This window comes from Candidatus Poseidonia alphae (genome assembly GCF_943787815.1).
Classification (GTDB): domain Archaea; phylum Thermoplasmatota; class Poseidoniia; order Poseidoniales; family Poseidoniaceae; genus Poseidonia; species Poseidonia alphae.
On sequence record NZ_CALSNW010000006.1, the window covers coordinates 13,711 to 38,956 of the forward strand.

Here is a 25,246-nt window from a genome sequence, read left to right on the forward strand (position 1 = left end):
CACCGATTTCTGGTTTGTTCATTCCTCTTCATTCAATTCGCTGGTCAGAACCTTGGTTTCAAGTTCAGCCCATGCATTGTTGACGTCTTCGGAGCGCTGCACGTCTTCGATATCATCCCGGACTCGAGCCGCCATTGCCTCATCGTTTTCACTGGAGAACTGTGAAGAAAGAGGCCCCTTTCCATTGGAAAGTTGCCAGCCAAGAACAAAACAAACCAACGCGACAATCGCAAATCCATGAAATGCGCCGATCGTAGTCAGCGATGCCCGCCCTTCTTGCATCGCAAAACCAACGCCGAGGAACAACCCCACGCCGGCTCCCATAAGGAGTCGGGAAACAGCAACTGCAGGGGGGTGCATGAACGTTCCAAGAACTTCTTACGGATGAATCAACCGATGAGCGAGGTATGCTCAGTAGGTTTCCCGCATCAACTTGTGAATCTTGTAGGGCAACAAGGCTCGATTAACCGGAGTCACTTCGAGAATTCGACCGTCGTCACGGCGGCGAATGTCTTGCAAGAGCGGATGACGGCTCTTTTTGTGCAGGGTTAGTAGGGTGGGCATGTCAACTTCCAGAGCACTGCGGACTGCACTGACAAAGGCTTCGGACTCAACAGAGAATTTACCGATTTCATCGATGACCAAAACCTCACAGTTGTGTTGGGCGTAATCAATGGCCGGGATGGCAACACGGTTCAGTTCTTCAACATCGATTCCATACCCCAGTACTCGGAGTCTGGAGTCGATGCTCTTGTGGGCGATGATGCCTTCTTCACCGGTGACAACGTCAATGATTTTGTATCCTAGACGTTCGCCGTTTTCTAAAAGTGGTTCTGTTCGAAGACCGCCCAAAATTGGCTTTTCAACGGTGCCTCCGCGCATTTTTATTTCTCTCGTGCGTTCATCTACCAGCATTTTGAGAACTTTTTCCATCACTGCAGACTTCCCACTTCGCGGCAAGCCGGTGATTCCGATTTTTGGATGAATGCCCATTGAATTGCGTCCTCCGAAAGTCGTACAACCTTTTCCAACGGGTTATGTGATATAAAATCTAGGGCTGCCAAGGAGGATTTTCGGAAATTAAATTCGCCAAACCATACAATCAGTTGGTAATAGTGCTGATTTGCGGAAAAGCCTCCGGCAATTCCAACGGAAGCATTTCCAATTCGTAATTGTTGACGTTGTTGTTTGCTGCCCAGGCACGAGCCCACTCGTCGAGATCGTCGTTGTTGAGGTGTTCGCACAACCAATGCAGGCCTGTTTCAAGGCTTTCATGCTCGGATACGAGTCGGTCTTGTATTTCTTGATGGAGTTCAATGTGGTTCACACTGTTGCCCAGCACGCTTCCTTCGGGAATAACCGCCCAACGCAGTCGTCGCTCTTGGTGGGCGTTGACGATGGCCTGGCAGGCAAGCCGAGGGCCGAAGCGGGGATGGTGGTCTCCGACCCACATGGCGAGTTGCCTTTCACTGGCTCGCGAAGGGATATCGGTTCTGAAAGCAGGGTGGCGAATGAAGACTTCACCGTCTTCATTTTCCGAAAAGTGCACGCCACGAATGAAGGGGCGACTTCGTTTTCCTTTGACCCAAGTTTCAATGAATTTCGCATGAGCAGTTTGGTCAATTTCACCAACGCGAACACGGACTTGACGCTCGTTGGTGGTCAGCGGGTGAGTAGCATCGCTCAGGCGCGGGAGTAAAGCCAATCGGTCCAGGACCTCAAGGGTGTACTTGCGCTCAATGCGGTCCCTAGGAAGTCGGGGTACTGCCCACGTGTTTCGGGCCCACGAAGTCCATCGCTCATCCTTCAGTTCAAAGACAGGCACGCGACTTGACAATCCTTCACCATCTCGGCGGAGGTCGGACCGGGTGATGGGTCCGTGAATCATGAGGTTGGTTCGGTTACCGTCAGCGGTAATGCCCAAGACGACAACGCCTTGAGTCATGCCGGGGAACAGCAAGTTTGCCTCTTCGATAGCCCATACCTGTGTCCAAGCATGTTCCTTGACCAACAACTCTCGCAAAGGATGAGATGATTGTTCACGCAACAAACTGTCCGGTGCAACCATTCGCAATCGTCCACCTTCTTCCAATATTTGCAAACTGCGTTCAATGAAAAGTCGGTAGAGGTTAACGTTACCCCGCATGGTTGAGAATCGAGGCTTGTTGTTGTCTTGCAAAGCGCGGAGTTGCTCTCCGAGCTCCTTGCGAAGACGGCTTCCGTCCTCCATGCCGCGGAACCGGTCTTTGATTCGGAGCCAAGGAGGGTTGGTGAGGACCAAACGGGGTTGTTGCGACCACGGCCACTCGCCTTGAAGAGCGTCACCTTGCTGGACCCCTTCATCAAGTAGGGTTTCCATTTCTTTTCTGGAAATTTTGCCGGGAGTCTCTGGTCCGAAACTGACCAGTTCGTGCCGGATGGATTCAAGAAGAAGGCGAGCCTTTGTGCTTTGAACGACCAAAGGGTCAATGTCCAAAAGTTGGATGTTGCTGAAGAAACGACGGGTATCCTCTTTCTTGATCTCAGCGTCTGCCTCATCGTGGGCATCAGCGTGGCGGCGAATGAGGCGGGCGTGGAACAAACCGCCGCCGGTAGCGGTATCTGCTACGGGGAGCGGGATTCCGCTGAGGGTGCGGAGACCTTCTTCGACCGCTTCTGCTTCTGCTTCGTTGTCCACTTCGTTTTCTTGAGAAGCAACGGGTAGGTTGAGTTGTTCAACATGTTGTCTAAAGCCAGGTGGAAGATTGCTCATAAGGAAATTTGATTGCTGTACAGGTTTCTTCGGATTGATGAGGGTTTCACGCATTTCGGATGCAATGACGGCGTCGGCCAGACGAGGAGGAGTTGGGTGGGCGCCCCGAGGAGAGCGACCATCCGATTCAGCATCGTGCCGAGCCAAAAGATGGTCAAGCACATGGCCCGGGTCGGTGAGAAGATTTGCCGGAAGTGTTGGCCAATCTTCAGGGAGAAGTGCGGCAATGGGTTGGAACGATTTGAGGGACTGCTCCCATGTGCTGAGCCAGATGTCAATCTGTTGATTGCGGTCAGCAAGACATCGATCTAGGCGCGCATACCATCCGCTGACTCCGTTTTGCATCATCCCCACCACTCCAAGCGGGTCGGCTTTCTATCTTTGAATGTGACTCTTCCCGCAAGGCTCGAAATTTATCGTTTTGTTCACAGAAGTTTTGAAAACTCTTGATACCAATTCCAACCGTCTCCAACCCAATCAAGGACGGAGGACAGATCTTCTTTACTGACCTCTCCAGCCTTTGCAATAGCCTTCAGTGCTTTGATTTCTTTCGGGTCGTAGTTTCCATCGATTGCTGCAACAAAGGCAGCATCTCTAAGAATAAACCGGATGAGGCCATGTTCTAAATCCACGAGCGACTGTTCGAGCGGGACGGGGTGCTCAAATCCAGAACGGATGTCCACCCGAACTTCGGGATGTATCATACAACGCCCCATCATTGCTTCAATCACAGCAATTTCTTCTCTAACGAGTTCGCCGTCAGCAGCAGCAATGTAGACCAAAACCTCAGCATACTTGCGCAATTCCTGTGGTGAGCGATGGCTCAAACCATCAGGAAACATGGTTCATTCCTCGAGGTTATCCAAAATATCGTAGCCGTCTTTCATCCACTTGTAGCCCTTAACGGTCCATTGAAGCAGTTGGTCAACGGCATCTTCCTTGAGGCCCAAGATCTCGGAAATGTCTTCGAGTGCGTCGCGCTCATCCTCGTCGACCTTCCCATCAGCTGCGGCCATCATGACCGCGTCCCGCAGGGCGAGACGACCGGCTTCTCCGGACAAATTCTCCATACACTCTTCGAGAGAGGGCGGGTTCCTCAAATCATCCCGAATACTTTCGCGCTGGTTGGGTGAAAGCAATGCGGTTCCGAGGCGCTGTTCAAACATCGCCATCTCATCAATGGTCAATTCATCATCAATTCGAGCGATGTAAGCGAGGAGTCGCGCATAGGCAAACCGTTCTTCTCGGGGTAATTTGTGAACCGTATCAGGTAGCATCAAGTCCCCACGAACGCTTCTTCCCCATGAACTCAACGGTTGGAAACCCATGTGTGAGGGCTATCTTCAAACCCCATAGCCATCACCGAAGGGTGTGGGTGCGAAGGCCAAACCAGACGTCGTCATCTGGACCAACAAGGGTTGTGGTGCTTGTGTTCGTGCAAAGCAATTGTTCGAGAACAAACAGGTGGAGGTTATCGAGCGCCGCCTGAAGAACTCTCCGGCAATTCAGCGTGCATTCAGCATGGCGTCACGAGGTGCGAAAACAGTCCCCCAGATTCTTATTGATGGCACATTAGTCGGTGGTTTCGACCATCTTCTCATTCTTGAAAAGTCAGGAGAATTGGACGTGATGCTCGGCTTATCGGATTCCCTTCCAGAGAGAACGGCGTGGCAGAGGTTTCGGGCTTGGGCTGGGTTGGGCTAACATCCAAGGCAAGTCTTGAAAGACGATGGAACATTTAGATTGTGCATGGACCCTAGTATCAATGTGCTTGGAGGGCCACTCCAAACGTGCTCAAACGAACCGCTGACCGGCTGGTATCGGGACGGTTGCTGCAATACCGATTCGAACGACCGTGGCTCCCACACAGTATGCTGTGTTCTCAATGAAAGTTTTCTTCAATTTGCAAAAGGCCAAGGAAATGATTTGATAACGCCCGCCCCGCAATTCAACTTCCCAGGGCTAAAACCTGGCGACTCATGGTGCGTATGCGCCCGAACCTGGCTTGACGCAGTCAATGCTGGCCAAGCCTGCCCGGTCGATCTAGAAGCGACCCATGAACATGCGCTGGAGGTCATTCCGCTTGGGGTTCTCGAAACTCATGCCGTTTGAGGACGAGATTCTTCATCCTTGTATTGGAAGACCAAAACCCGCATAGTAAGCCAAACAACGAAGCCCCAGGCGAGCATGTTGAGAACCGATAACCACCTCAGGTTGGCCGGATACATTTCCGATAGCACCCCGATAGTATAGCTCGAGCCAACGAGGCTGATGACATAGGTTGGAATGGAAGTTGCAAAAGTCCACTTGACGGGTTTTCTTGAATCAAAGGTGTAGGCGCGATGAACGAAATGGGCCATAACTCCAGTTAGGCCCCACGCAGTACCCCACAAGATGCGAACATCCGTGCCTGACAACGTGATCAAAAACACTTCCCAGACGATAAAAAATGCAAGACTGTTGAAACTGCCTGCGATTCCAAATCGTAGCAAGGAGCCCCGCGGCGCGAAGCGAGTTAAAACCGATGATTCAACCATATCAATCGTCATTGGTGATAACATCACTTGGTTTGCCGGTAAGGATGCCGCGCAACTGTGCATTATCATGCTGAATTGCATCCATAAGGGCGTATTTGACGCCTAATTCTTCAGCCAGCACGCCGAGTGCCAGGCTGTCTTTTGGAAGGCATTTGCCCCCAAAACCTCGGTTTAATCCGAAAATAGGGTCGAGATGGGAGGGGCCAATAGGCTGCGCTTGCTCTGCCGTGATGATGTCCCGAATACCGTACCAATCTTCGCCCATGGCCTGACATATGTCGTAAAGTTGGTTGGCGAAGGTCACCTTGACGGCGTAGAACGTATTCTTGGTGTACTTCACCAATTCAGCCTGAGTCGGCGTCACATGAAACAATTGCTCTCTACGAAGTACTCCCGCTTCCTTGTGTTGCTCAAACACCCGTTGCACAACGTCTTCATGATGAGAGCCGACAACCAAAATATCTTGGTTAGCAAAATCCTCCAACCGTTGTCGTTCAACCAAAAATTCTGGCGAATAAGCGATTTTCAGATGGGGGTAACGTTCGTGATAGAGCTGTGTTGTCCCCGGAACAACCGTGCTCTTGATGACGGCCGTGAAGCCTTCAGGTAGGGCGTCCAGAACATCCTCAACAATTCGCGTATCACAAGCTCCAGTCACTGGGTGTGGAGGCGTTGGTACGGCGATGTAAGCGAAATCCACATGGGCAATAACATCCTCAAGGGACGTCCCTCGTGCGGGGTCGTGAATGAAGAGTTCATGAGCATCTGAAAAGCAATGCTCAATGGCGCCTCCGACCATGCCCGCTCCAATAATTCCAATTTTCACAACATCTCCTCCTCATCGGTGCGGCGTCGGGTCCAGCTTGCCTTCCTTAGCCATCATCGAGGCCTTAAGCAACGTTTCTGGTGTTCCACAATCGACCCATGTCTCTTCACCTACAGAAATCAATTCAGCCTCTTTTTGGTTGACATAAAAGCGGTTCACATCAGAAATCGAGGTCTTGACTCCATGGATGCTTTCCGCTTGATCCAGATACGTCCAAAAGCGCTCATCAAAAAGATAGATGCCACCAATGGCTAGATTTGAGGGGGGGTGCTCAGGCTTCTCCACAATATCGACCAAATTCCCCTCTTCGTCCAGAACTCCAACACCAAATGCTTCAGGATGGCGTTCTTCCCTCGCCATCAGGATGCAACCCGGCGGCAATTCTGCATCGGAAAAGTTGGCTACGATTTCGTCCAACTCCATGGTGGTGATGTTATCTGAGAAGTAGATCAAAAGACGGACTTTGTCGTTGTATGGGCGGGCAAGTTTCAGTGCTTCTGCAACACCACGGGGCTCTTCTTCGATGACGTAATGAATCCGTTCGCCTTCAAGTCCTTGACCAACGTGGCGGGTTATTTGTCCAATAAATTGGTTCGATACAATGGTGATGTCCTTGATTCCGGCACGGCGAATCGTTCCAAGCGCATAATCAATGACAGGACGGTCATACAACGGAAGCATCGTCTTTTGGACATAGTGGGTGAAGGGGTAGAGGCGACTTCCGTGGCCTCCGGCGATAAGAATGGCCTTTACCTCCATGAAGATACCACGAGGCGACCCTGTATTGAAACTGCCCCACCTTGGTTATTGAGTATCGTCCGATTTCATCACTTCAGAAACGGCCCCGTCCCGTGCATTTTTTTCGAACCATTCAGTTGCTACCAGATCCCCCAAGCGCTCCACTCCCGCTTCGATGAGGTCGCTGTCCCCTGCTTCAGCAACCCTCCATCGTTCTTCTGCTTGTTTTGCATAGACAAGGTCAGCATCTCGCAATAGGTGCTCACTGTGTCGCAGAGGTCCTTCTAAGCCTTCGTATTCGTTCTCATGGAGGGCAGGGTCTACGCGCCCTCGTTCTTTGTTGAACTCATCCATGTGCTCAGAAAACGCTGGTCCCTTTTCATCGCTACCCCGACCTCTTTTTTCATCGGAGTTTGTGTGCTCCATACCTGAAAACTTGGCGGCGATGAAGGCCTGATGGAGCCGCCCCATGGATTCTTCATCAACATCCAAGTCAGCCAACACATCCCAATCAAATTCGATTGCATCAATAAATCTGAGCAGACGCGCTTCGCTCAGAGAACGATAGTTGCGCCTCAACCCCTCACTACCAAGGGTGATGACCGCAGAAACGGCCCCCAAGTATTGCAGGGGCGGTGGCAAGAACAATAAAACTGAAAAAACTCCAAGAAGGAAATTGCTTCCTTTCCATCGAAGCAACGAGGCGTCCTCGTCAGCGAAGTAATCCGAAAACGGGTCAAGTTCGCTGGCCACATCAAACCCTCACAAATCCAAGAGATTGTTCAGCCGCTCCATGCATGCATCATCAAGTTCGGTATCTTCCTTCCATCCCAGCGCCTTCAGCCCCTGAACTTGGCTCGAACGGATGCTCGTACCCATTCGTTCCAAGGAAAATTGCATCAAGAGTCCAAAAACAAGCAAGGCGGCGAGACCAAATTGCCACCTCGTGAGGAAGGTGATTCCTAAGGCAAGGCCAATTCCAACGATACCAGCAACTGTTGCTCGGTTTTTCATTCGGGAGTTTGAGACTTGAGCGTCAAGGATTCGCCGAGCCCCTTCCTTCTTCGTCATGGCCGCCATGACAAAGCCAAAACGCTGTTCAAGGTGAAGATACCGCTTCTCGCTTGAGCCATTCGTTGATTTCTCTGAGCGCCTCTGCACCACGATGTTGGTTTCTTACTTCCGAGGGGGCAGCGGTCATGTCTTGAACCAGTACGCTGTCCTGCATGGTGACATTGCCTCGTGGTTGAAGGGCAATTTGTTGGAGAAGGTCGCCCATGGTTTGCTGCATGTTGGCCGTTTGTTCTGCCTGGAATGAAAGCAACCTCTCCATACTCTCCAGAACGATGTTGCTTCGCTCTTGTCGACTGTCAAGGGCGCGCGAAGCAGCCTTCATGGCTTCCTCTTGCCGCTTGAGAAGTTCTCTTGCTGCGGGGCTTCCGACCGCATCACGTCTTCGAAGCTCTTCAATGGCGGTATTGAGTTCTACATGACGGCGCGTGAGAGCGGTTTCCAAACCCTCAATGTGGACGTTTGCCTCTCTGAGGTGTCCAACCATTTCACGGTGGCGATGGTGCATGGTTAGCATCTTACTGTGATACTGGGCGGCTTCTGAAAAAAAGGCCATCATGATGGAGAGGGTTAGAGCGAGTTGTGGATGGAAGAAAAGCATGGTGGCGGTGATCCATGTCAGCGTTGCAACGGAGAGTGAGCGCAGTATTCCCATACAATGTACTCTGTGTCCGAACATAAAGAGGATGACTTGGGACTTTTGTGGGACCCCGCTTATTGAGGGAATAATATGAAGCAATTATCATCGATCTCAATCAATCCGCCAATGGAAAGGAGATGGTCAAGGGCTTCATCTGTCTCGTCATCTTCAATGTTGCATGAGCGGGTTCCTTTGAAAATCGCTTCAAGGGTAGCAACAGGTTCACCACGAGCAAGTTCAGATTCTACCGTGATCAACACGGTCTGACATGCAATAGCAAGCAGCGGGTCGTCAGTATTGTCATTCGGCATGAGGTCAATGAAGACGCTCGAGGGATGCGGTTCTTGACCTTGGTTCACCGTCTCAACTTTCTTACTTGGCTCAACGGCCCGTTGCCCTAAACCCCGCAATGGGTGCTCTTCATTGATGTCAAAGCAATCAAACAAGTTTCGCTGGTGAGGGTCATCCGCGTCGTCTTTACGAGCCACTCCTTCAATCCTACGACCGAGGTCATCCAATCGTTGAAGCCGCTGTTCAATTGCCATTTTTTCATGAAGTAAATCAACCGTCAAGAGGTCCATGGAATTAGAGGCCTGCATCACCAGCCAATCATGAACGTTCCAATCAGGGTTGACGCCGAGCATGACGTCCGCTAATTGCCGAACCTCTACAGGCATGTCGGCGAGGGAGACACGGCTTTCTTGTTCCTTTTGTCCCTCATCCGCCATGACAGTGCTTGTGACATGACAGCCTATGAAGCATGCCCTTGATGGTGAACCATAGTTTCCAATGGAGACCGTTTACAGTGTCGGCACTGAATGGAAAAAGGCGCGTTACCGGAAAGCAGGGTACCCGTTTGGCCGCGCGTGGTTACGCCTTTTTCTATCGGGGGTTTTGTTCATGTATGGGCGCCCTGTCCCGACATCATGGGTGACCACCGCATCACAGTACTGCCGGGCGATGGAACAGGGCGCGAAGTCGCCTTGGAAGCCCAACGAATTCTTGATACAATCCAAGCAAATACCAACCATGGTTTTGACCAAACGGTCATTCCATGCGGCGGCCAGCACTACCTTTCAACCGGCGAAGAATGGGCGCCAGGGTCATTTGAATTCTGCCGAGACGAAACGGATGCAATCTTCCTCGGAGCCATTGGTCAACCCGGAGCACTTCTGCCTAACGGCGATCTTGCCGGAGGGTCGGTCATCCTCGGTCTTCGTAGCGGCTTGGATTTGTATGCGAATGTTCGTCCGATCAAACTCTATGAAGGCGTACCACACAAGATTCACGGCGGCTTCCGTCAAATTTGGGAACCCGGAATGGTCGACATGACCATTCTTCGTGAGAACACCGAAGGACTCTACCACGCTCTTCTCCGCCGAAGTGCAGACCGAGCCCAAGGTCGCCCAGAATACGAACCAGAGCCCATGACCTTCCCCGGTTTGGAAGGCGAAGTGGCCTACGACCCACGCCCGATTTCACGAGCCGGCTCTCAGCGATTGATTGAGATGGGCTTTGATGTTGCAGCAACTCGGAACGGCGCCCCAAGCGACGGGCAACGTCGTGTATCATGCATTGACAAGTCCAACGTTACCCGCGGATGTCAGTTGTTCCGAAAGACATTCGAGTCCGTTGCAGAGAAGCACCCCGATACGGAAGCCGATTACGGCTATATCGACGCCTTCATGCAGTGGCTAACCCGCTCACCTGAGCACTACGACGTCGTCGTAACATCCAACATGTTCGGAGATATTTCGACGGACTTGGGAGCGGTCTTGCAAGGTGGAATGGGTATGGCAGCATCCGGCAACATCGGTGACCAACATGCATTCTTTGAGCCCGTTCACGGCTCTGCCCCCAAGCACGCAGGCCTCAACAAGGTCAACCCCATCGCCTCCATCAATTCCATTCAGATGATGATGGACTACCTTGGTCGTAAAAACGGTGAAGACGAATTGATTGAAATTGCCCGTTTGATCGACGATAGCGTTGCAGACCACCTTCGGGATGGAAAGCTTGTCACCTATGACATCGGCGGAAGTGCTACTTGTTCCGGCGTCGGGTCGGCTATTGCGGACCGCTTGGCTCACAAATTGAGCGAGCGTTTCTGAATTTGGAAACAAGGTTCACTCGCGCTTGAGTGTATTGAACATCCATTCCAATGCGCGGTCCAATGTTGCATTGTTGTCATAATTTACATCAACAACAACTGCGGCCTTATCCTCCAGCATCGCAACCATGTTCTTCAGCGTCCTGGACAATTCGTCAACGATGGTGATGGTTCCTTCCCGAGCCGACCTTGAGCGTGGATTCAGGTCGATCACAATGACCGTTTTCCCCATCTCCATCAAGGCGCGACATCGGTCTCCGTCCTCAAGCGGGACGAGAATTACATCGCTGTCCAAGATGCCTTCTTTGTGACAAGCTGCTCGAGGTCCCTCGAGCCCAGGTATTCGTGCATTCGGCGCATGACCCAAGACTTCAACTTCCAACCCGAGGACTCGTTTTCTCTCGGAGATGTGTCCAAGAATGGCTTCCATACGCTCGGGGGTTCTGTAGAAGATATTGACTTCTAAAGGACACCCGAGTTCAGATGCTAAAATTATCATCTCATCGCTAGCAAGAGCGGCAACGTTTCCGTTTACACTGAGGACCGTTCGCTTTCCTTGAATCATTGAAGCAAGAGCGTGGCGCGTTGCTTCAAGGGCGCTGGGAGTGGTTACTTCTCCGAGAAGGTAGTCAAACGCTTCTCCGCGACCGTGTGCAATCATTGCACTGGCCGCCAGCATTCCCTTCTTTTCAGCTTCTTCCAAACGGTGCCTCATCAGCAATGAAGCATAACGTGGATGACTGGGGTCTGCCGCGATTTCATCCATGCCATCACCTTACACGCCTTGAGCAAGCATACTGAGGTCCATCGGTTTGACGCCCCGATTGATAGCACTGGTGGAGACAACATCAAGTCCACATTCACGCCATTCGTCAAGACCTTCGAAGGTAACTCCACCACTTGCTTCCAACACCACATGTTGACGAAGGTCCTGTTCAATCATCTGTTCAGATACGGACTTGCATGCCTCTGGAGCGAAGTTATCGAGCATGATGACGAGACGGTCAACACCTTCTGCCTTTCTTCCGGCCCAAACCATAGCGGCCATCATCGCTTCTTTTTCCGTGCGAACTTCAACCTCGAGAAAAGCCCCTACATCCGACATGTCAACGGTTTGCAAAAAGGCAACGAGACGATGTTCGTGCGAATCCAATTCTTGGTGCATGCTTGCAAGGTCGTTTTCCTTGATCATGAGAGCGTCTGTTTTGGAGAGTCGATGCGATAAACCCCCACCCATGTGAACCGCCCATTTGTCCAAGAGCCCCCACACGGTTTTACGAGTACAAGCAATTTGTTTGGGAGCGATGGCGGACCAGCGTTTTGCGTTGGTTGCAATTCCTGAAAGCTGCCCCAACAGGTTGAGAATTGGTCGCTCAATGATGAGAAGACTGTCTCGGTCTCCAGACAAACTGGCGATTTCGTCACCTTCTGAGACCCGCTTCCCATCGCCGGCAAACCAAGAGATTCGGACGGATGGCGCCCAAATCTGAAGCATGTAATCAACAGCGGCACAACCGACAATCAATCCGTCCTGGCGTGCAACGATGGTAGCATCTACCTGTTCTGAACGACTTGAAAGAGGCATATCGATGCCGTCATCGCCGACCATAGCACTGACCCAGCGGTCAATGCTTGCTAGCAATTTACGACTTGCCCCACCCTCAACCGTCCACAGTTCGTGTCCGCGGTCGTGTGGTACGGGTTGCTCATCGGCCATGAATAACGGAATGCGAACCTTCACTTCAAGCCAACCCTTGAACGCACATCTTTTCATGAGCGACCCTGAGCCGATGGTATGGCTCGCGTTACGGTGATCGGTGCAGGCCTTTCTGGGTTGACCGCTGCCCTTTACGCTACAACGGCGGGGCACCACGTGGTGATTCTTGACCGCGGGGAACATCTCGGTGGGCGCGGTACTTCAGAATCTCTTGATGGAATTCCATTCGGGTTTGGCCCCCATCTCTTGCAGTCGAACGGGCCCCTGGCAAAGGTTACAAAAAAAGTCAGTCGCCTGAAAATGGTGCTCGGAAGGCTTCGCATGGACCGCCTGCATGTTACCGGCGTTGGGCCACTTCGCCCGCGTGGGAATGTGAAGCAGGCTTCCGTACTTCGAAGGTTATTGAAGGCTAACGACCGAACACATCCCGCGGTTAGCGGTGCGCGTTTCCTAAGCGATATGGGTGCTTCAGATGGCCCCATCTCGCGGTTCCAGGCATTGCAGAAAGGAAATTTATGTGTGGTTGGTGAAGGATGGTCTGGCGTTGTCGGTCGAATGGCTTCGGCGTTGGACGAAGTTGGCGTGCTGATTGAAGCGGGCTGCGATGTGGTATCAATTGAACATGGAACCGTCCATCTCGCGGACAAACGGGAATTGGAAACCGATGTCATCATTGTGGCATGTGGATGGAAACGGGCTAAGAAATTGCTCTCCCCGCATTGGAGCGAAGAAGAACCGAACTTGCAACCGATGCTTGCGAGTACGGTTGACGCCGCTCTTACCTCTCGTCCTTTGTCACAGCGTCACGGGATCATTGACGAAGAAAGCGGGGTTGTGATTTTGGATTATGCGAACATCCAGCCTCGAATGAAATTGGAAGGAGCATTTCTTTCGTCAGTGGCGTTTGAACGAGAAGGGGAGTCTCACGAAACCCGCCTCCAACGGCTGAATGAAGCGCTTGACCATCATGCCCCCGGATGGCGCCGTCATTTGATCAACGAACGCCAACAGCGAACGATTACAATCCAAACGGTCGGCGAAAAACCAGCGTTTGACGACCTATCTGACAAGGGAATGCTTCTCGCAGGCGAGTGGGTGGCCAGCAACCATGCTTTAGCAGACGCAGCAGCGCAAACGGGCAAAGATGCTGGCCAACATGTGTCATCAGCCCTTGATTGAATCCTTATTCACCCTCGGCCCTACGAAGGAATCATGCGCTTTGTTTCTTGGAACGTGAACGGTTTACGTGCGGCCATCCGAAAAGGGATTGATGCCTATTTTGAGGAACTTGATGCAGACGTTACGATGCTTCAGGAGACCAGAACGCTTGAGGAACAACTCCCAAAAAACTGGAACTGGCCAGAAGGTTGGCAAGTCACCCTGCATCCTGCAGAAAAAAAAGGATATTCCGGAGTTGCAACGGCTACGAAACAACCCCATACTGTCCTTCAAACAGGACATGGTGGAAGTCAAGACCCACTGGACAGTGAAGGGCGCGTTTTGGTCTGCGAAGTGAACGGCCTTACCTGCATCAATACCTACCTCCCCAGCGGCTCAAATAAGGAAGAACGTCAACAGTTCAAAGAAGCCTGGATGGAACAATGGCGAACGTTTCTACTCCCGTACCTTGAGGACGAACGACCCGTAATCGTGTGCGGCGACCTCAACATTGCCCATACTGAGGATGACATTTGGAACCCAAAGGGAAATGCAAAATCCTCTGGGTTTCTGCCGCATGAACGAGTTTGGTTCACCGGTTTGCTCAACGATGGATGGACCGATGCGTTCCGTCATATCGCGGGTGAAGGCAACAAGATCTACTCTTGGTGGTCAAACCGCGGTCAAGCCCGAGTCAAAGACCGAGGGTGGCGAATTGATTATTTTCTTTTGAATAAGGCCGCAACTCGAGCGTTGAAAGATTGCTTCATCGTTCGCCAAGGGGGAATCGACGTCTCTGACCACGCACCCGTTGTTTTGGACTTGGATTTGTGAAGGATTCATTCGCCAAACAATCGATGACGGTACCTCGACACCATCCGGTAAATTCCATCTCGCAACGGTAGCGGAAAGAGCCACACAAAGGGATACCACATGGCGTAATACCAACGCATGTAAAGCAATAAGCGGATGCTCGCAGCTGAGCGAATATAGGGTTGCCCTGCCCGAATCAGATACATTGAATCGGCCTCTTTGAGCGACTCGGGTAAGCCTTCAATGACGTTCAAACCTTCTTCAGAATCAATTCCGCGGATGTTGAGTCCTCCCTTCTTGGAACAGCGTTTCGTGAGAAATGCTCCAAGACGGTTGCACAGAACACAATGAGTATCAATGAACAGGACATCCGCCACGTCAATCGCTCCGTTCGTCCTCGCTTTCTACAGTGTCAAAGGATACCAGAAGAGCGTCAACGGTGTCACGCAGTTGTTGCAAATCGGTTTCAACAACGATGACGGTGAGTACCACCGAGGCCCGACCATCGATCGGTTTGATTTCACATGAATGCGGGCCGGCTAATCCAGCCAAGCGGTGAGCGGTTTCAAGGTCCCCGGTCCATGTCAGGGCCATCTGGTGGCGTTCCGCCATAACGAGGTCTTGGGGTGGGCTGATATGAGGCTAATCCCCCCACCGTCCATGGCCCAACCGCCCGAGGACCCCTTTGTCGTTGCCGGGAGCGGAGGTGTCGTCTTGGGAGAGGCACGGACCAACCACGAGGGGCGTCACGCGCTGCTCTTGGTCCGCGGTGAAGAAGACACGTCTGAGTTTGAGGCATTGGTCGCTACCATGGGCATTTCTGTGGTTGAAAAAATAGAACAAAAAGGGAATTCAGACCCTCGAAGTTACTTCGGAAAAGGGCGTTTGCAAGACGTAGCGGACGAGCGAAAAAGCGCCATCAAAGAACACCCGTGGGCGAAGGTTGACCTCGTTCTCATTCACACCAATGCAACCCCTCGCCAACTGGTTAACATCAGCCAAACCATCGGCCTCGAACTTTGGGACCGAGTACGACTCTTGTTGTCACTCTTTACTTCTCACGCCTCGTCAGTTGAGGCAAGAACACAGGTACGAATCGCTCAGTTGCAATCGGACCGAACCGTACTTCGAGAACTCATGCATCAGCAAACTACGGGCGAGCGAGCAGGATACGGTGGCGGTGGTGTGACGGCGCTTCAAAACGTGCTTGCAAACGTAGGGCGAGAATTAGCCAACCTGCGCCGAAGGCAGGTCAGGCAAACCAATGCACAGCGAGAACATCGCCGCCAACGGGTTCGCAGTGGAGCGGTTACGGTTGGTTTAATCGGTTACACAAACGCTGGAAAATCTTCCCTTTTCCGACTTTTATCGGGGAAAAAAGTGCTGGTTGAGGACCAATTGTTTTCCACACTAGAGACCACCGTGGGCCGCATGGAGGATAGCCCCCGCGTTCTTCTTGCCGACACCATCGGATTTATTGATAACATTCCAAACGCCACTCTATCGGCATTTAAAGCAACTCTCGCTGAGGCGTTAGAAGCCGATTTAACTCTTGTTTTGGCTGATGCCTCAGACTCCCCCCTTGAACTTGAACGAAAACTTCTGACCACCAGGCGAGAAGTGTTTGAACGACTTTACGGCGAGCCGGTTGACGATGAATTTCCGTGGAACGATGCCATGGACCCATACCACCATTCCATGCAGGTCGTATTGACAAAAATCGACCAAGCAGACGAGCACATGCTGGATGAAGCACATGCTACCGTTGCTGGACTTGGCTTCCCTCCTGCACTTGGTATCTCAGCGCATTCTGGCGATGGAATTGATGCATTAAAGCGAGCCATCCTCCGACATTTGTTTGGTTCACCGTCAACGGTTCATGTGCATCCTTCTGTCGACAGTAACGGCGATGCAGTAGAACGAATCGTTTCCGATATTTACGACCAAGGGATGGTCACGTCAAACGAACGCGATCCAAACGGAACGGTCTCGCTCACGGTTTGGCTCACACACGCAGCCCTTGAGAAATTGAAGGCTCGCTGGAACGAGCGCATTGAAGTCAAGTAGGGCCACCTCTACCGTCAAACATGGCGGATGAAACGGAGGAAGAAGCCCCGTATCTCGATGAAATGATCGAAGAGACGCCGCTTTTGTTTGCCTCTTCCGGTGCTGTGCTGACGATTGAAGACCCCAATCTTCACCCCATGGGTCGAGCAACAGCAGTCTTCTTGCTCTTTATTTGTGCACTTGGTTTTCTCAACGGGTTGGATTTCGCATCTCCCGATGATGGTTTGATTCGGCCCGATGAATTCGTCTATCGTTTAGCACAAAGTGCACCAGCCGAAACCGCTACTTTTCGCGGAACTGTCATGGATGAAGCGGGGCAACCTCTCACTGGAGCGACCGTTTACCTCTCTTGGTTAGAACGCGGCACTCAGACATGGCTATCGGTGGAAAATACCACTGGGGAAAACGGAGGATTTGAATTTGAAAAACTCACTCCTGGACTGATACGCGCAGACATCATCGTGGAACGAGACGGTCACCGAGATGTTTACTCGAACCGCGTCCTTCTTTCTCCACCAGCGTTGATTGAACCCATCGGTTTTACCACACTTTCATTCGATGTGCCTTCGTCAGAAACCTTCGCCAAGCAACCCTGTGACGACCCGGAAGTGACCGATTGTGAGATTCGCGAAATTGACATGACACCGACACAAATGGATCATCCTTTGATGGACCCGAGTGCGTCTGCAACCTACGTATTGGTCGGATTTGGATTCATGGGCCTCGCTCTCATTGCAGCAGGATTCAGCGTTTGGGCTCTAAAAAACGGCTCTATTGGGTTATTGAGGACCGCAGCAGGCCTTTCCGTGTTTACAATGGGCCACTATTACTCGGCTTGTATCCTTGGTTTGCTAGCCTTCGTTCTCACGTTCGCTGTCCCTCGGCGACGGATACCCTTGACGGATTGAACTGAGGTTCAGCAAATCCAGTTGACCTTTCCTGAATCAACATCGTAAATGGCGCCCCGTACCTGAACATCGTTCTTCAGTAACGGGTTTGCCAGCAAGGTTGCAACATCTCTACGCAACTTCTCCTCTTGATTTTCAATCATTCTCGGCTCAAATGTAGAGAAATCAAGCCCGCTTAGCCGCCCCAATGTTTCCTTGACATCGGTAACACTCAAACTGGCCATAGCACATCGCGTGTGGGCCATGATGACGATGTTATCGCAGTCCAAAAGATAGCTTCCGAGGACGATATCACGTTCAACTTCAGCGTTCAATTGGCCTCCGGCGTTTCGGATGACTTTCATGTCGCCAACTTCCAATCCAAAAACATCATGCGGGACGATGCGGGAATCCATGCAAGTCAGCAATAAAAGATGGACGGCAGCCCTTCCAGGGACATCATGAGCGTCGAAAGATTTGACAAAAGCCTCGTTGGAATCGCTGAGTCGATCGGTGAACGAAGTCATGGTGCTCAATCCCTAACGCACGGAGGTAGCATTTTGTTCTTGTCCGTCGTTCCCCATTTAGGATGGAACCTCATTTATTCCAATCAATCAAGCGACCTCCTTATGGCGGAGAACTTCTGGCTTCAAACATGGACCTCAGGGGCGCTACTTGGATGGTACGCTCTCTTGGCGAAAGCGTTTCGATGGTCCACGTCATGGAAAACGGAGACGTTTTCGCCGGAGGATGGGACGGCCATCTGATTCGTTGGGACGAAGAAGGAAACGTTCGTTGGACTGCTCAAACGGGAAACAGAATCAGTGCTCTTGCTGTGAACGAGCAGGCGGTTGTTGTGACCAGCGGATTGCATTTGGTCGCTTTGGACCCAGGCACGGGCGAACAACGTTGGAAGGTTGCCCTCGAAGGAAGTGCTGACGATGTCCGATGGTGGAACGATGCTCTTCTTGCCGTCTCTTCGGTCTACGATATCGAGCACAATGATTTCATTGAATCCGCTCTTTGGAAGTTTGATGTTGACGGTGAATGTCTTTGGGTCGAACGAATGGATGAACGACCTTGGTCTGTGCTTGAGCTTGGAGATGAGTGCTACGCAGGCCTTGGAAGACCTCGTTGCGGTTGGTTAACGCTCTCGGACGAGCCTCCGTTTGAACATCATCTCCCTCCTACTTCGTATCCTGTAATGAGCGGCGTATCAGGGCGTGAGCGTCTTTTGTTCGGTCAAACAGACGGTTCCGTTGTGGATCACAAATCCACCGTGTTGAGTACTGAGTCGGGAGCAGTTGAACATCTTAACCTGCTATCACAAGGCTTTGCTGCGTCAACCGATGAAGGACATCTTGCCGTTCGTAGCGATGAAGGGAAATTGCGATGGGAATCAAAAGGCGACCCAATTACCGCACAACACCGAGGCCTTATCGCAGACGAAACGAATCTTTTCTGGGTCGCTAGAGCCTCGGAAGTTACGGGCCAACTGTCGGTTTACGATTCAGGCGACGGCTCTATACTCGCTAGCACAGCACTCTCTCGAGTTCGTAGTATTTCCAGCACCGAGACACGGACAGCGGTTGGGTGCGATGATGGAGAAGTACTCGTGTGGGATTCAACCCTTTTCGCCAGACGATTGAACCAAGAAAGCACGTCAAACGACGAACCGGTGAGTGACCGAAAGGCTGCCTTACAGGCCAAACTTCTTGCTCTTCGCCAATCCAAGTGACGCTCCTAGTCCGGAGAAAGATTGGCCTCATTCGCCTGCAGTTTCTTCATCACGTGGAGTATAAGCCCACACCTTTGTGGTGACCAGCGCTAATGCGACAATTTTCATAGCATCCCACAGGAGAAACGGTTTCGTTCCTGCATTAAAGGCGGCTTCCATTGACCAATCAAGCGAGTGCGCAAGCCACAACGTTCCAAACACATACACGGGAATCATGGCCAACGTCCAACAGACCAGTTGAGATTTCAAATCCGCATGTCCGGCTTTGCGTGAGCGGTCCAACCCTTCAGCTACCAATGCTGATGCGATCGGAAATGACAGCAAGTAACCGCCCTGGTAAAACAGTGCACCCTCAACAAAGAGGTAATCTCCACCACCAGCAAATACAGGCAAACCAAATGCTCCGAGTACGAGGTAAAGACTTCCCGCCACGAAAGCATCGTTACGTCTTAGATAGACGCCAGTGGCCATCACTGCAAAAGTTTGCAGCGTGAATGGAACGGGTGAAATCGGAAGATAGAGAATGAATTGAGCACAGAGAGCGGTAAGTGCTGTGAAAAAGCCGATAGCAATTCCACGCTCCAATACGGTCATCTTGTCTGAACTTAAGTCAAGATGCCACTGTTGAGGCCTTTCCCATGCAACGTGCTGAAACATATTCGTTCCATTCTAAGAGCGTATTTAGTCATTCCATCCCTTTTGAGGGCCCTGCGTCTTTTTTGAACAGGGAGCCGGGCGTTGTGACATTGATTCAGAGACGCATTCAGTCCCTTGACGGGCAGGTTCAAATTGACCAAATAACCGGTCCATCCCTTTGTTCTGGAGGAGCGGTGAAGAACTCTGCAAAACCACCCATAATTCCTACAACCAGAGGTGCGGCTTCGATAAAACTCTCTTTGGAGTCATAGACTGCCAAACCTACAGCTTCTCCTTCACCGGTTTGAATGAAGGTCACCGATTGCAGTCCAGGAAGTCCCTTCATTGCATCTTCAAGTTGTTCTGCCTTCGCAACAAAAGCATCCATTTGTTCAGGTTTTATTTGTGCTATGCTCACTCTGTGGTACATACTGTCGCCTCTTAGATTAGGAATATAATCTTTAGTTAAAGTTTCATTTGAATTCAAGAGTGCGGTATACAACAGATGCTGGCTCCTATTTTTCACAGGCATACAAGGGTAGCGATACAAACGACCCACTGCGAACCCTTACAACCTATTTTTAGAGTTGAATGGGTAATGAGATAACCCCTCGTAACATGTCCGAATTGATTGGTTGATGGTTCAAACAGGAAGGCTTTTTCATGCCTCTCCACCCATAATTCCAATCAATTCTGCGGCTCCAAATGAACTGTCAGAGCTAAAAACTTTGAACAGGATGAAGAGGATGACAGTACCAATCACAAGAGGGTAAAAAAGACGGCTGACGAGGGCATAACCATGATTTGCAAGACGAGTAAGCAAGGTATCGTCTGGAGAGGGTGCTTCATCATCCATGCTGAGAAGTCCGACATTCCGATATCTAAATGTAACTCACCGTACTAAATCATTCAATGATTCGAGAGGGGACCCCTTCCGAATGTTTTTGTTTGAAAGGGTAGGGACGAACACGACCCACTGAGAGCCCATATGAACAGAATAATTGTGCACAAGGGTGTTTTGGATCTACCCTCGTGCTTCTAGGTAGTGGTTTATCCATTTATTATCGGTTTGTAGGAACTCATTCGACGTCATAGAATCCATGGTTTTGCACATCATACCATGGGTTTTGACCAATCATTGAGGAGCCATCATAGTGAGCCGTCGCTTCAACGAAATAATATGGTACATCGGACTTTGAGCCGAATCCATACCAACCATCACCAGAATGGTCAGGAATGAAAATGACTGCCCACGCATGACCGCCCCATTCTTCATCGGAACTTGATTTAACTTCACCAATCATTAACGCTGAATCGTAACCGATACTTTCAGTCAGGCTGATGTAAAGAAGTGCTGCATCCTCGCAATCACCATTCTGTTCCCAAAGCATTTCAATAGGGAATTTGGGGTATTCCTAATCTTTAATTTCAGGAAGCGCACAAGTATTGATGCCGAGTGCGCGATAAATGTAGCAATTACCTGAAATCGCATTGAAAATAAGAACACCTGCAACCCCAAGACCAAATAATGCAACGGTATTCGTTGCACTTGATGAAACAAAGAAGTAGGCCAAAATCAAAACTGCAGCTATAACAACTCTAATTGTTCGGTCTTTATTGCTCTGATTTGTAATTAAAATTTTGAAGTCCGATTCTTCACTCATATCCAATGTTCACCCCATATCGTACTTGTAGTTCTGTAATGTTTTTTACTTCATAGTGTTGATTTGGTGGTGGAAACAATCACTGCACCAATTTTGTATGCGCCTCCATTAGAAGCAGGTCCGAGGTCCTTTCCGTGTCGGCCTATGGTTCCCTTTAATGTTCGTCACGAAGGGCCCGTCATGTCCTCAGGACGGACCCATTGGTCAAATTCTTCGTTGGTCAAGTATCCAAGTTCCAAAGCCGATTCCCGAAGAGTGGTCCCTTTTTCATGAGCGTTCTTCGCAATCTTAGCTGATTTGTCGTATCCAATATGGTTGTTGAGAGCCGTCACCAGCATGAGCGAGTTCTCAAGATTGGACTGAATGTTGGCACGAACGGGTTCAAGACCTTCTACACAACGGGTTCTGAAGGTGCGGCAAGCATCGGTGAGAAGGTCCACTGAATGCAAGAAGTTGTGAATCATCATCGGTTTGAAGACGTTTAACTCAAAGTTTCCTTGGCTTCCCCCGATGGTTATGGCCGTGTGGTTCCCCATGACCTGACAGCAAACCATCGTCAATGCTTCAGATTGTGTGGGGTTGACCTTTCCAGGCATGATCGAGGAACCCGGTTCGTTTGCTGGTAGAGCCAGTTCACCAAGGCCACAACGTGGCCCAGAACCAAGCCATCGGACATCGTTGGCGATTTTCATTAATGATACTGCGAGCGTATTCAATGCTCCAGACGCTGCAACTATGGCGTCGTGGGCAGCGAGCTGTGCGAATTTATTCTCTGCTGAACAAAAGGTCAATCCGGTGATGTTGGCGATTTCATCCGCAACCATTTGCGCAAAGAGTGGATGAGCGTTGAGGCCAGTTCCGACTGCGGTTCCTCCAAGAGCCAATTCAAAGAGGTCGTCCAGCGCAAAGTCCAAGCGACGCAAGTCAGCATCCAACTGAGCAACCCATCCAGACGCTTCTTGACCGAGGGTGAGCGGTACAGCGTCCATCAAGTGTGTTCTGCCGATCTTGACAATGTCCGTCCAAGCCTTGGCTTTAGCGTCCAACGCATCTCGAAGGGCGCGAACACTCGGTAACAAGCGATGCGTGAAGGCTTCAGCACCAGCAATGTGCATGGCGGTGGGGAAGGTATCGTTCGAAGATTGACCGCGATTGACATGGTCGTTTGGATGCACGGGATGCTTTGAGCCCATTTCGCCTCCAGCGATTTCAATGGCTCGGTTCGCGATGACCTCATTGGAATTCATGTTGGATTGCGTGCCGCTTCCAGTCTGCCATACACGGAGTGGAAAGTGATCGTTGAGGTGCCCGTCAATGACTTCTTGGGCAGCCGCTATGACGAGGTCGCCCACCTCAGGGTCAAGTTGTTCAAGCGCAACATTTGTTTTTGCAGCAGCCTGTTTGAGAATACCAAACGCACGAACAACACCGACGGGCATGGTGTCTCCCCCGATATCAAAGTTCAACAACGAACGAGCTGTTTGACATCCATAGTAGCGGTCAACCGGCACTTCGAGTTCGCCCATCGTGTCCTTCTCAATTCGCATCTCGCCCATACCATAATGCTGGAACGGCCATCCTAAGAAGATAAGTGCCGCTTCAAATCGTTTTCAAGAGCCGGAGCGTTGCACTTTCCTCTTGAGAAAGGCCCTGTATTTTCCGTTCAGAATCAACACTTTCCCACGCATCTCCGAGGGTTCCCTCCATCCAGGCATCCATAAACCACGGATGAATGTAGGACGAGCGGCATACAGCACGAGTGTTGCCCAAATCACTTGCGACCGTATCGATAACAGCGAGCATCACCTTGGTACGCTGCGCTTCGGATTCTGGACACTTCCATTCTCCCTCAGTCCAAATGTTGCCCATTGACTCTACGTCAGGCAGGGTTTTCAACCATTTTTTCATGGCTTGTGGGGTTTGGGTTTTGGACAGGAATGCAAGACGTTCAGCGCAACGGGAAGTTGCAGCCCAGGTACGGAAATTTTTCGCAGTGAACCCTTCTCCACTGCTGGCGCGAATGTATTGATTGATGTGCTCGGCCTTGAGGTCAACTTCGTTGCCGGCTTCCGAAATGTACATGAATAAATCAGCGTCCTTTGCTCCGAGACGATTGGTTCGTAAAATGAGGTCAACCAAACGGTCGTCCTCGACTTTAATTTCCCACTCTTTGTTGGACTTTCCTGTGAACGTGAAGACGACGTCGTGCTTCCCTTCCGCCTTTGCTCCACGAATGTGCTTGACGTGCATTGATTTGAGGGTGGTGAGCCCATAGGATTCGTTCAAGCGGGCATATTCATCACTGCCAACCCGAATATTGTAGAGGTCAATAAGCCTGACCACGAGTGCAGAAACGGTCTCAAGGGACATCGTCTGTTCCTCCAAATCCCGATCAATCTGTCTTCGAAGACGGGGCAATTGTGATGCAAAATAGACAACGTCGTCGTATTTCATTTCCGCAGTAATTTCTATCCAGTCCGGGTGGTAGCGGTATTGAAGTCGATTTTTTGTATCCTTTCCAGTGGCTTGAATGTGCCCTCTTGGATTTGGACAAATCCAAACATCAACCCATCCTGGCGGAAGGGCCATAGAATTCCATCGGACTACGATGTCTTCTTCCGTGATCGGCTCTCCATTTGATGAGAAATAGTTCCAGTCGTATTCACCTTCAACATCAGAGCCATTTTCACGGGTAACGCCACGTAAGGAGGGGTCGCTTCTTATCAGCGTAGCACGCAGAAGCGCTTCACTTGCGTCAACAGCCATGGCCCTCCCTTTGGTTATGGGTCAAGAACCTACGGGCAGTATTCTATGCGTGCCGTAGGTTCGATCTTAGTCAAAAGATTACGAGTCATCAATGACAGAGCAGCGGACGATTTGCTGCGGTTGTTGAGGACGGTCTCCAGGAAGCTTTGCACAGTTTTCAATGGTTTTGACAACGTCCATGCCTTCAGACACTTCGCCAAAGACAGCGTGGTTTCCATTCAACCAAGGAGTCGCCACGGTGGTGAGGAAAAATTGGGAGCCGCCAGTATTTCGTCCTGCGTTAGCCATGGAAAGGACTCCTGGCTTGTCATGCTTGAGAGCGAGAGCAGAAGGCTCACAGGGGATTTGCCAGCCAGGTCCGCCAGTACCGGCGCGTCGGTGCATCGGGTCTTTGGAATGAGGGCAGCCGCCTTGAATCATGAAGTCCTCAATGACGCGGTGAAAGTGGAGGCCATCGTAGTGCCCCATGTTGACGAGTTTCACGAAGTTGGCCACAGTATCGGGGGCGCTGCCGTGAAAGAGGTCAATCGTAATGTTTCCTGCACTGGTTTCCATGAGAACTTGCATGGTCGGGCGACAAGGCGGGGATTGAAGAGGCTTTGGTTGGTTCAGCCACGAACCACATCTTCATAACGCCCAAGTTGAAGGAGAACTTATGTCCGAAGCACTCGATACCAACATCACCACAATGGAAGGAACACAAACCACCTTGAGGGAACTTGGTGGAACCCGTTGGCTCGTTGTCAATGTTGCAAGCGCATGCGGGGCAACCCCGCAATACCAAGGGCTTCAAGAGATTCATTCAGGAAACGAAAACATCACAGTGGTTGGTTTCCCTTGCAATCAATTTGGAGCACAAGAGCCTGGAACTCACGCTGAAATATGTGAATTTACGGCTGAAAAGTATGACGTGGATTTCCCTTTAATGGCCAAAATTGATGTCAAAGGAGACGGAAAAACAGGACTCTATTCCATTTTAAGCGAAGTTGCTGATGCTGACGGATATTCAGGCGACATCCGGTGGAATTTCGAGAAGTTCCTCATTGAATCTGACGGTACCATCCAACGCTTTTCTACTCGAGTAACGCCCGAAAGCATTTCACTTTGAAGCAGTAAGAACCATGCC

34 protein-coding genes are annotated in these 25,246 nt (G+C 51.0%); 9 read left to right on the plus strand and 25 right to left on the minus strand.

Translation table 11 applies throughout. From position 1 onward, the window contains the following. Positions 1–18 precede the first annotated feature (18 nt). From AAA857_RS08415 to AAA857_RS08435, 5 genes are all read right to left on the minus strand, one after another. Complete coding sequence (locus tag AAA857_RS08415) at positions 19–360, minus strand: hypothetical protein (RefSeq protein ID WP_338174518.1); 342 nt, start codon at positions 358–360, stop codon at positions 19–21. A gap of 51 nt (positions 361–411) precedes the next feature. Then, the gene (locus tag AAA857_RS08420) at positions 412–993 is read right to left on the minus strand and encodes a nucleoside-triphosphatase (protein ID WP_338174519.1); all 582 of its coding nucleotides are present in this window, start codon (positions 991–993) and stop codon (positions 412–414) included. A 109-nt stretch (positions 994–1,102) separates the two neighbouring features. Next, positions 1,103–3,109, minus strand: coding sequence for a hypothetical protein (locus AAA857_RS08425; protein ID WP_338174520.1), 2,007 nt, complete (start codon positions 3,107–3,109; stop codon positions 1,103–1,105). 68 nt (positions 3,110–3,177) lie between these two features. Beyond that, on the minus strand, positions 3,178–3,594 hold the full coding sequence (locus AAA857_RS08430; protein WP_338174521.1) for a hypothetical protein: 417 nt from the start codon (positions 3,592–3,594) through the stop codon (positions 3,178–3,180). A 3-nt stretch (positions 3,595–3,597) separates the two neighbouring features. Beyond that, complete coding sequence (locus AAA857_RS08435) at positions 3,598–4,029, minus strand: TerB family tellurite resistance protein (RefSeq protein WP_338174522.1); 432 nt, start codon at positions 4,027–4,029, stop codon at positions 3,598–3,600. 94 nt (positions 4,030–4,123) lie between these two features. Between AAA857_RS08435 and AAA857_RS08440 the strand changes: the two genes are divergently transcribed. Beyond that, positions 4,124–4,456, plus strand: coding sequence for a glutaredoxin domain-containing protein (locus AAA857_RS08440; protein WP_338174523.1), 333 nt, complete (start codon positions 4,124–4,126; stop codon positions 4,454–4,456). Between the two features lie 45 nt (positions 4,457–4,501). Beyond that, positions 4,502–4,864 carry a DUF2237 domain-containing protein gene (locus AAA857_RS08445; protein ID WP_338174524.1) on the plus strand — a complete coding sequence of 121 codons (363 nt, stop codon included), beginning with the start codon at positions 4,502–4,504 and terminating at the stop codon, positions 4,862–4,864. Here the strand turns inward: AAA857_RS08445 and AAA857_RS08450 are convergent. Genes AAA857_RS08450 through AAA857_RS08480 form a run of 7 tightly spaced genes read right to left on the minus strand, consistent with a single transcriptional unit; the run spans position 4,852 to position 9,292 of the window. Then, positions 4,852–5,301, minus strand: a complete 450-nt coding sequence (locus tag AAA857_RS08450) for a hypothetical protein (protein ID WP_338174525.1) — start codon at positions 5,299–5,301, stop codon at positions 4,852–4,854. The genes AAA857_RS08445 and AAA857_RS08450 overlap by 13 nt on opposite strands. Beyond that, positions 5,291–6,115 (minus strand): hypothetical protein, encoded by an 825-nt coding sequence (locus tag AAA857_RS08455; RefSeq protein WP_338174526.1) that lies wholly within the window; start codon positions 6,113–6,115, stop codon positions 5,291–5,293. Before AAA857_RS08455 ends, AAA857_RS08450 begins: the two co-directional genes overlap by 11 nt. A 12-nt stretch (positions 6,116–6,127) precedes the next feature. Continuing rightward, on the minus strand, positions 6,128–6,874 hold the full coding sequence (locus AAA857_RS08460; RefSeq protein WP_338174527.1) for a sugar phosphate nucleotidyltransferase: 747 nt from the start codon (positions 6,872–6,874) through the stop codon (positions 6,128–6,130). 45 nt (positions 6,875–6,919) lie between these two features. Further along, entirely contained in the window at positions 6,920–7,606 is a 687-nt protein-coding gene (locus tag AAA857_RS08465; RefSeq protein WP_338174528.1) for a hypothetical protein, read from the minus strand. A gap of 9 nt (positions 7,607–7,615) precedes the next feature. Beyond that, positions 7,616–7,924, minus strand: a complete 309-nt coding sequence (locus tag AAA857_RS08470) for a hypothetical protein (protein ID WP_338174529.1) — start codon at positions 7,922–7,924, stop codon at positions 7,616–7,618. A 28-nt stretch (positions 7,925–7,952) separates the two neighbouring features. Further along, positions 7,953–8,579 (minus strand): hypothetical protein, encoded by a 627-nt coding sequence (locus AAA857_RS08475; protein WP_338174530.1) that lies wholly within the window; start codon positions 8,577–8,579, stop codon positions 7,953–7,955. Between the two features lie 59 nt (positions 8,580–8,638). Further along, a complete protein-coding gene (locus AAA857_RS08480) occupies positions 8,639–9,292 on the minus strand; it encodes a hypothetical protein (RefSeq protein WP_338174532.1) in 654 nt (217 codons plus the stop codon). Between the two features lie 198 nt (positions 9,293–9,490). Here AAA857_RS08480 and AAA857_RS08485 point away from each other — a divergent pair, with 198 nt between their 5' ends. Continuing rightward, entirely contained in the window at positions 9,491–10,675 is a 1,185-nt protein-coding gene (locus tag AAA857_RS08485) for an isocitrate/isopropylmalate family dehydrogenase (protein ID WP_338174533.1), read from the plus strand. Positions 10,676–10,690: 15 nt separating this feature from the next. Here the strand turns inward: AAA857_RS08485 and AAA857_RS08490 are convergent, their stop codons facing one another. Both AAA857_RS08490 and AAA857_RS08495 read right to left on the minus strand, forming a co-directional pair. Then, complete coding sequence (locus AAA857_RS08490) at positions 10,691–11,440, minus strand: phosphopantothenate/pantothenate synthetase (RefSeq protein ID WP_338174534.1); 750 nt, start codon at positions 11,438–11,440, stop codon at positions 10,691–10,693. 9 nt (positions 11,441–11,449) lie between these two features. After that, positions 11,450–12,391 (minus strand): hypothetical protein, encoded by a 942-nt coding sequence (locus AAA857_RS08495; protein ID WP_338174535.1) that lies wholly within the window; start codon positions 12,389–12,391, stop codon positions 11,450–11,452. Positions 12,392–12,469: 78 nt separating this feature from the next. Between AAA857_RS08495 and AAA857_RS08500 the strand changes: the two genes are divergently transcribed. Together AAA857_RS08500 and AAA857_RS08505 are read left to right on the plus strand one after the other, a co-directional pair. Next, positions 12,470–13,570 carry an FAD-binding oxidoreductase gene (locus AAA857_RS08500; RefSeq protein WP_338174536.1) on the plus strand — a complete coding sequence of 367 codons (1,101 nt, stop codon included), beginning with the start codon at positions 12,470–12,472 and terminating at the stop codon, positions 13,568–13,570. A 33-nt stretch (positions 13,571–13,603) separates the two neighbouring features. Further along, positions 13,604–14,383: an exodeoxyribonuclease III gene (locus AAA857_RS08505; RefSeq protein WP_338174537.1), complete on the plus strand. Its 780-nt coding sequence runs from the start codon at positions 13,604–13,606 to the stop codon at positions 14,381–14,383. A 5-nt stretch (positions 14,384–14,388) separates the two neighbouring features. Here AAA857_RS08505 and AAA857_RS08510 read toward each other — a convergent pair whose 3' ends face one another. Next, positions 14,389–14,739, minus strand: coding sequence for a DCC1-like thiol-disulfide oxidoreductase family protein (locus tag AAA857_RS08510; RefSeq protein WP_338174538.1), 351 nt, complete (start codon positions 14,737–14,739; stop codon positions 14,389–14,391). A 1-nt stretch (position 14,740) separates the two neighbouring features. Continuing rightward, complete coding sequence (locus tag AAA857_RS08515) at positions 14,741–14,974, minus strand: hypothetical protein (RefSeq protein WP_338174539.1); 234 nt, start codon at positions 14,972–14,974, stop codon at positions 14,741–14,743. Positions 14,975–15,022: 48 nt separating this feature from the next. Here AAA857_RS08515 and AAA857_RS08520 point away from each other — a divergent pair, with 48 nt between their 5' ends. Together AAA857_RS08520 and AAA857_RS08525 are read left to right on the plus strand one after the other, a co-directional pair. Then, positions 15,023–16,429, plus strand: coding sequence for a GTPase (locus AAA857_RS08520; protein WP_338174540.1), 1,407 nt, complete (start codon positions 15,023–15,025; stop codon positions 16,427–16,429). Positions 16,430–16,449: 20 nt separating this feature from the next. Beyond that, complete coding sequence (locus AAA857_RS08525) at positions 16,450–17,337, plus strand: carboxypeptidase-like regulatory domain-containing protein (RefSeq protein ID WP_338174541.1); 888 nt, start codon at positions 16,450–16,452, stop codon at positions 17,335–17,337. Positions 17,338–17,345: 8 nt separating this feature from the next. Here the strand turns inward: AAA857_RS08525 and AAA857_RS08530 are convergent, their stop codons facing one another. After that, the gene (locus AAA857_RS08530) at positions 17,346–17,843 is read right to left on the minus strand and encodes a carbonic anhydrase (protein WP_338174542.1); all 498 of its coding nucleotides are present in this window, start codon (positions 17,841–17,843) and stop codon (positions 17,346–17,348) included. A gap of 128 nt (positions 17,844–17,971) precedes the next feature. Here AAA857_RS08530 and AAA857_RS08535 point away from each other — a divergent pair, with 128 nt between their 5' ends. Then, a complete protein-coding gene (locus AAA857_RS08535) occupies positions 17,972–19,054 on the plus strand; it encodes a PQQ-binding-like beta-propeller repeat protein (protein WP_338174543.1) in 1,083 nt (360 codons plus the stop codon). Between the two features lie 27 nt (positions 19,055–19,081). Here AAA857_RS08535 and AAA857_RS08540 read toward each other — a convergent pair whose 3' ends face one another. The 8 genes from AAA857_RS08540 to AAA857_RS08575 form a co-directional block, all read right to left on the minus strand. Next, positions 19,082–19,711 carry a biotin transporter BioY gene (locus AAA857_RS08540; protein ID WP_338174544.1) on the minus strand — a complete coding sequence of 210 codons (630 nt, stop codon included), beginning with the start codon at positions 19,709–19,711 and terminating at the stop codon, positions 19,082–19,084. 127 nt (positions 19,712–19,838) lie between these two features. Beyond that, positions 19,839–20,120: a hypothetical protein gene (locus AAA857_RS08545; protein WP_338174545.1), complete on the minus strand. Its 282-nt coding sequence runs from the start codon at positions 20,118–20,120 to the stop codon at positions 19,839–19,841. Positions 20,121–20,351: 231 nt separating this feature from the next. Next, positions 20,352–20,546 carry a hypothetical protein gene (locus AAA857_RS08550; RefSeq protein ID WP_338174546.1) on the minus strand — a complete coding sequence of 65 codons (195 nt, stop codon included), beginning with the start codon at positions 20,544–20,546 and terminating at the stop codon, positions 20,352–20,354. Between the two features lie 223 nt (positions 20,547–20,769). Beyond that, positions 20,770–21,081 (minus strand): transglutaminase domain-containing protein, encoded by a 312-nt coding sequence (locus tag AAA857_RS08555; protein ID WP_338174547.1) that lies wholly within the window; start codon positions 21,079–21,081, stop codon positions 20,770–20,772. A 24-nt stretch (positions 21,082–21,105) separates the two neighbouring features. Then, the gene (locus AAA857_RS08560) at positions 21,106–21,354 is read right to left on the minus strand and encodes a DUF2892 domain-containing protein (protein ID WP_338174548.1); all 249 of its coding nucleotides are present in this window, start codon (positions 21,352–21,354) and stop codon (positions 21,106–21,108) included. A gap of 164 nt (positions 21,355–21,518) precedes the next feature. Further along, positions 21,519–22,910 (minus strand): class II fumarate hydratase, encoded by a 1,392-nt coding sequence (gene fumC, locus AAA857_RS08565; protein ID WP_338174549.1) that lies wholly within the window; start codon positions 22,908–22,910, stop codon positions 21,519–21,521. A gap of 43 nt (positions 22,911–22,953) precedes the next feature. Then, positions 22,954–24,120, minus strand: a complete 1,167-nt coding sequence (locus AAA857_RS08570; protein ID WP_338174550.1) for a hypothetical protein — start codon at positions 24,118–24,120, stop codon at positions 22,954–22,956. A gap of 78 nt (positions 24,121–24,198) precedes the next feature. Continuing rightward, positions 24,199–24,687 carry a peptidylprolyl isomerase gene (locus AAA857_RS08575; protein ID WP_338174551.1) on the minus strand — a complete coding sequence of 163 codons (489 nt, stop codon included), beginning with the start codon at positions 24,685–24,687 and terminating at the stop codon, positions 24,199–24,201. A gap of 88 nt (positions 24,688–24,775) precedes the next feature. On the opposite strand from AAA857_RS08575, the gene AAA857_RS08580 reads away from it, so the two are divergent. Then, positions 24,776–25,228 (plus strand): glutathione peroxidase, encoded by a 453-nt coding sequence (locus tag AAA857_RS08580; protein WP_338174552.1) that lies wholly within the window; start codon positions 24,776–24,778, stop codon positions 25,226–25,228. Positions 25,229–25,246: the final 18 nt, after the last annotated feature.

Coding starts and splice junctions, on each gene's coding strand:
- AAA857_RS08415 (WP_338174518.1), bottom strand. CDS start 360: ATGCACCCCCCTGCAGTTGCTGTTTCCCGACTCCTTATGGGAGCCGGC.
- AAA857_RS08420 (WP_338174519.1), bottom strand. CDS start 993: ATGGGCATTCATCCAAAAATCGGAATCACCGGCTTGCCGCGAAGTGGG.
- AAA857_RS08430 (WP_338174521.1), bottom strand. CDS start 3,594: ATGTTTCCTGATGGTTTGAGCCATCGCTCACCACAGGAATTGCGCAAG.
- AAA857_RS08435 (WP_338174522.1), bottom strand. CDS start 4,029: ATGCTACCTGATACGGTTCACAAATTACCCCGAGAAGAACGGTTTGCC.
- AAA857_RS08445 (WP_338174524.1), top strand. CDS start 4,502: ATGGACCCTAGTATCAATGTGCTTGGAGGGCCACTCCAAACGTGCTCA.
- AAA857_RS08450 (WP_338174525.1), bottom strand. CDS start 5,301: ATGACGATTGATATGGTTGAATCATCGGTTTTAACTCGCTTCGCGCCG.
- AAA857_RS08460 (WP_338174527.1), bottom strand. CDS start 6,874: ATGGAGGTAAAGGCCATTCTTATCGCCGGAGGCCACGGAAGTCGCCTC.
- AAA857_RS08470 (WP_338174529.1), bottom strand. CDS start 7,924: ATGACGAAGAAGGAAGGGGCTCGGCGAATCCTTGACGCTCAAGTCTCA.
- AAA857_RS08475 (WP_338174530.1), bottom strand. CDS start 8,579: ATGGGAATACTGCGCTCACTCTCCGTTGCAACGCTGACATGGATCACC.
- AAA857_RS08480 (WP_338174532.1), bottom strand. CDS start 9,292: ATGGCGGATGAGGGACAAAAGGAACAAGAAAGCCGTGTCTCCCTCGCC.
- AAA857_RS08485 (WP_338174533.1), top strand. CDS start 9,491: ATGGGTGACCACCGCATCACAGTACTGCCGGGCGATGGAACAGGGCGC.
- AAA857_RS08490 (WP_338174534.1), bottom strand. CDS start 11,440: ATGGATGAAATCGCGGCAGACCCCAGTCATCCACGTTATGCTTCATTG.
- AAA857_RS08495 (WP_338174535.1), bottom strand. CDS start 12,391: ATGGCCGATGAGCAACCCGTACCACACGACCGCGGACACGAACTGTGG.
- AAA857_RS08500 (WP_338174536.1), top strand. CDS start 12,470: ATGGCTCGCGTTACGGTGATCGGTGCAGGCCTTTCTGGGTTGACCGCT.
- AAA857_RS08505 (WP_338174537.1), top strand. CDS start 13,604: ATGCGCTTTGTTTCTTGGAACGTGAACGGTTTACGTGCGGCCATCCGA.
- AAA857_RS08515 (WP_338174539.1), bottom strand. CDS start 14,974: ATGGCGGAACGCCACCAGATGGCCCTGACATGGACCGGGGACCTTGAA.
- AAA857_RS08520 (WP_338174540.1), top strand. CDS start 15,023: ATGGCCCAACCGCCCGAGGACCCCTTTGTCGTTGCCGGGAGCGGAGGT.
- AAA857_RS08525 (WP_338174541.1), top strand. CDS start 16,450: ATGGCGGATGAAACGGAGGAAGAAGCCCCGTATCTCGATGAAATGATC.
- AAA857_RS08530 (WP_338174542.1), bottom strand. CDS start 17,843: ATGACTTCGTTCACCGATCGACTCAGCGATTCCAACGAGGCTTTTGTC.
- AAA857_RS08535 (WP_338174543.1), top strand. CDS start 17,972: ATGGACCTCAGGGGCGCTACTTGGATGGTACGCTCTCTTGGCGAAAGC.
- AAA857_RS08540 (WP_338174544.1), bottom strand. CDS start 19,711: ATGTTTCAGCACGTTGCATGGGAAAGGCCTCAACAGTGGCATCTTGAC.
- AAA857_RS08545 (WP_338174545.1), bottom strand. CDS start 20,120: ATGTACCACAGAGTGAGCATAGCACAAATAAAACCTGAACAAATGGAT.
- AAA857_RS08550 (WP_338174546.1), bottom strand. CDS start 20,546: ATGGATGATGAAGCACCCTCTCCAGACGATACCTTGCTTACTCGTCTT.
- AAA857_RS08555 (WP_338174547.1), bottom strand. CDS start 21,081: ATGCTTTGGGAACAGAATGGTGATTGCGAGGATGCAGCACTTCTTTAC.
- AAA857_RS08560 (WP_338174548.1), bottom strand. CDS start 21,354: ATGAGTGAAGAATCGGACTTCAAAATTTTAATTACAAATCAGAGCAAT.
- fumC (WP_338174549.1), bottom strand. CDS start 22,910: ATGGGCGAGATGCGAATTGAGAAGGACACGATGGGCGAACTCGAAGTG.
- AAA857_RS08570 (WP_338174550.1), bottom strand. CDS start 24,120: ATGGCTGTTGACGCAAGTGAAGCGCTTCTGCGTGCTACGCTGATAAGA.
- AAA857_RS08575 (WP_338174551.1), bottom strand. CDS start 24,687: ATGCAAGTTCTCATGGAAACCAGTGCAGGAAACATTACGATTGACCTC.
- AAA857_RS08580 (WP_338174552.1), top strand. CDS start 24,776: ATGTCCGAAGCACTCGATACCAACATCACCACAATGGAAGGAACACAA.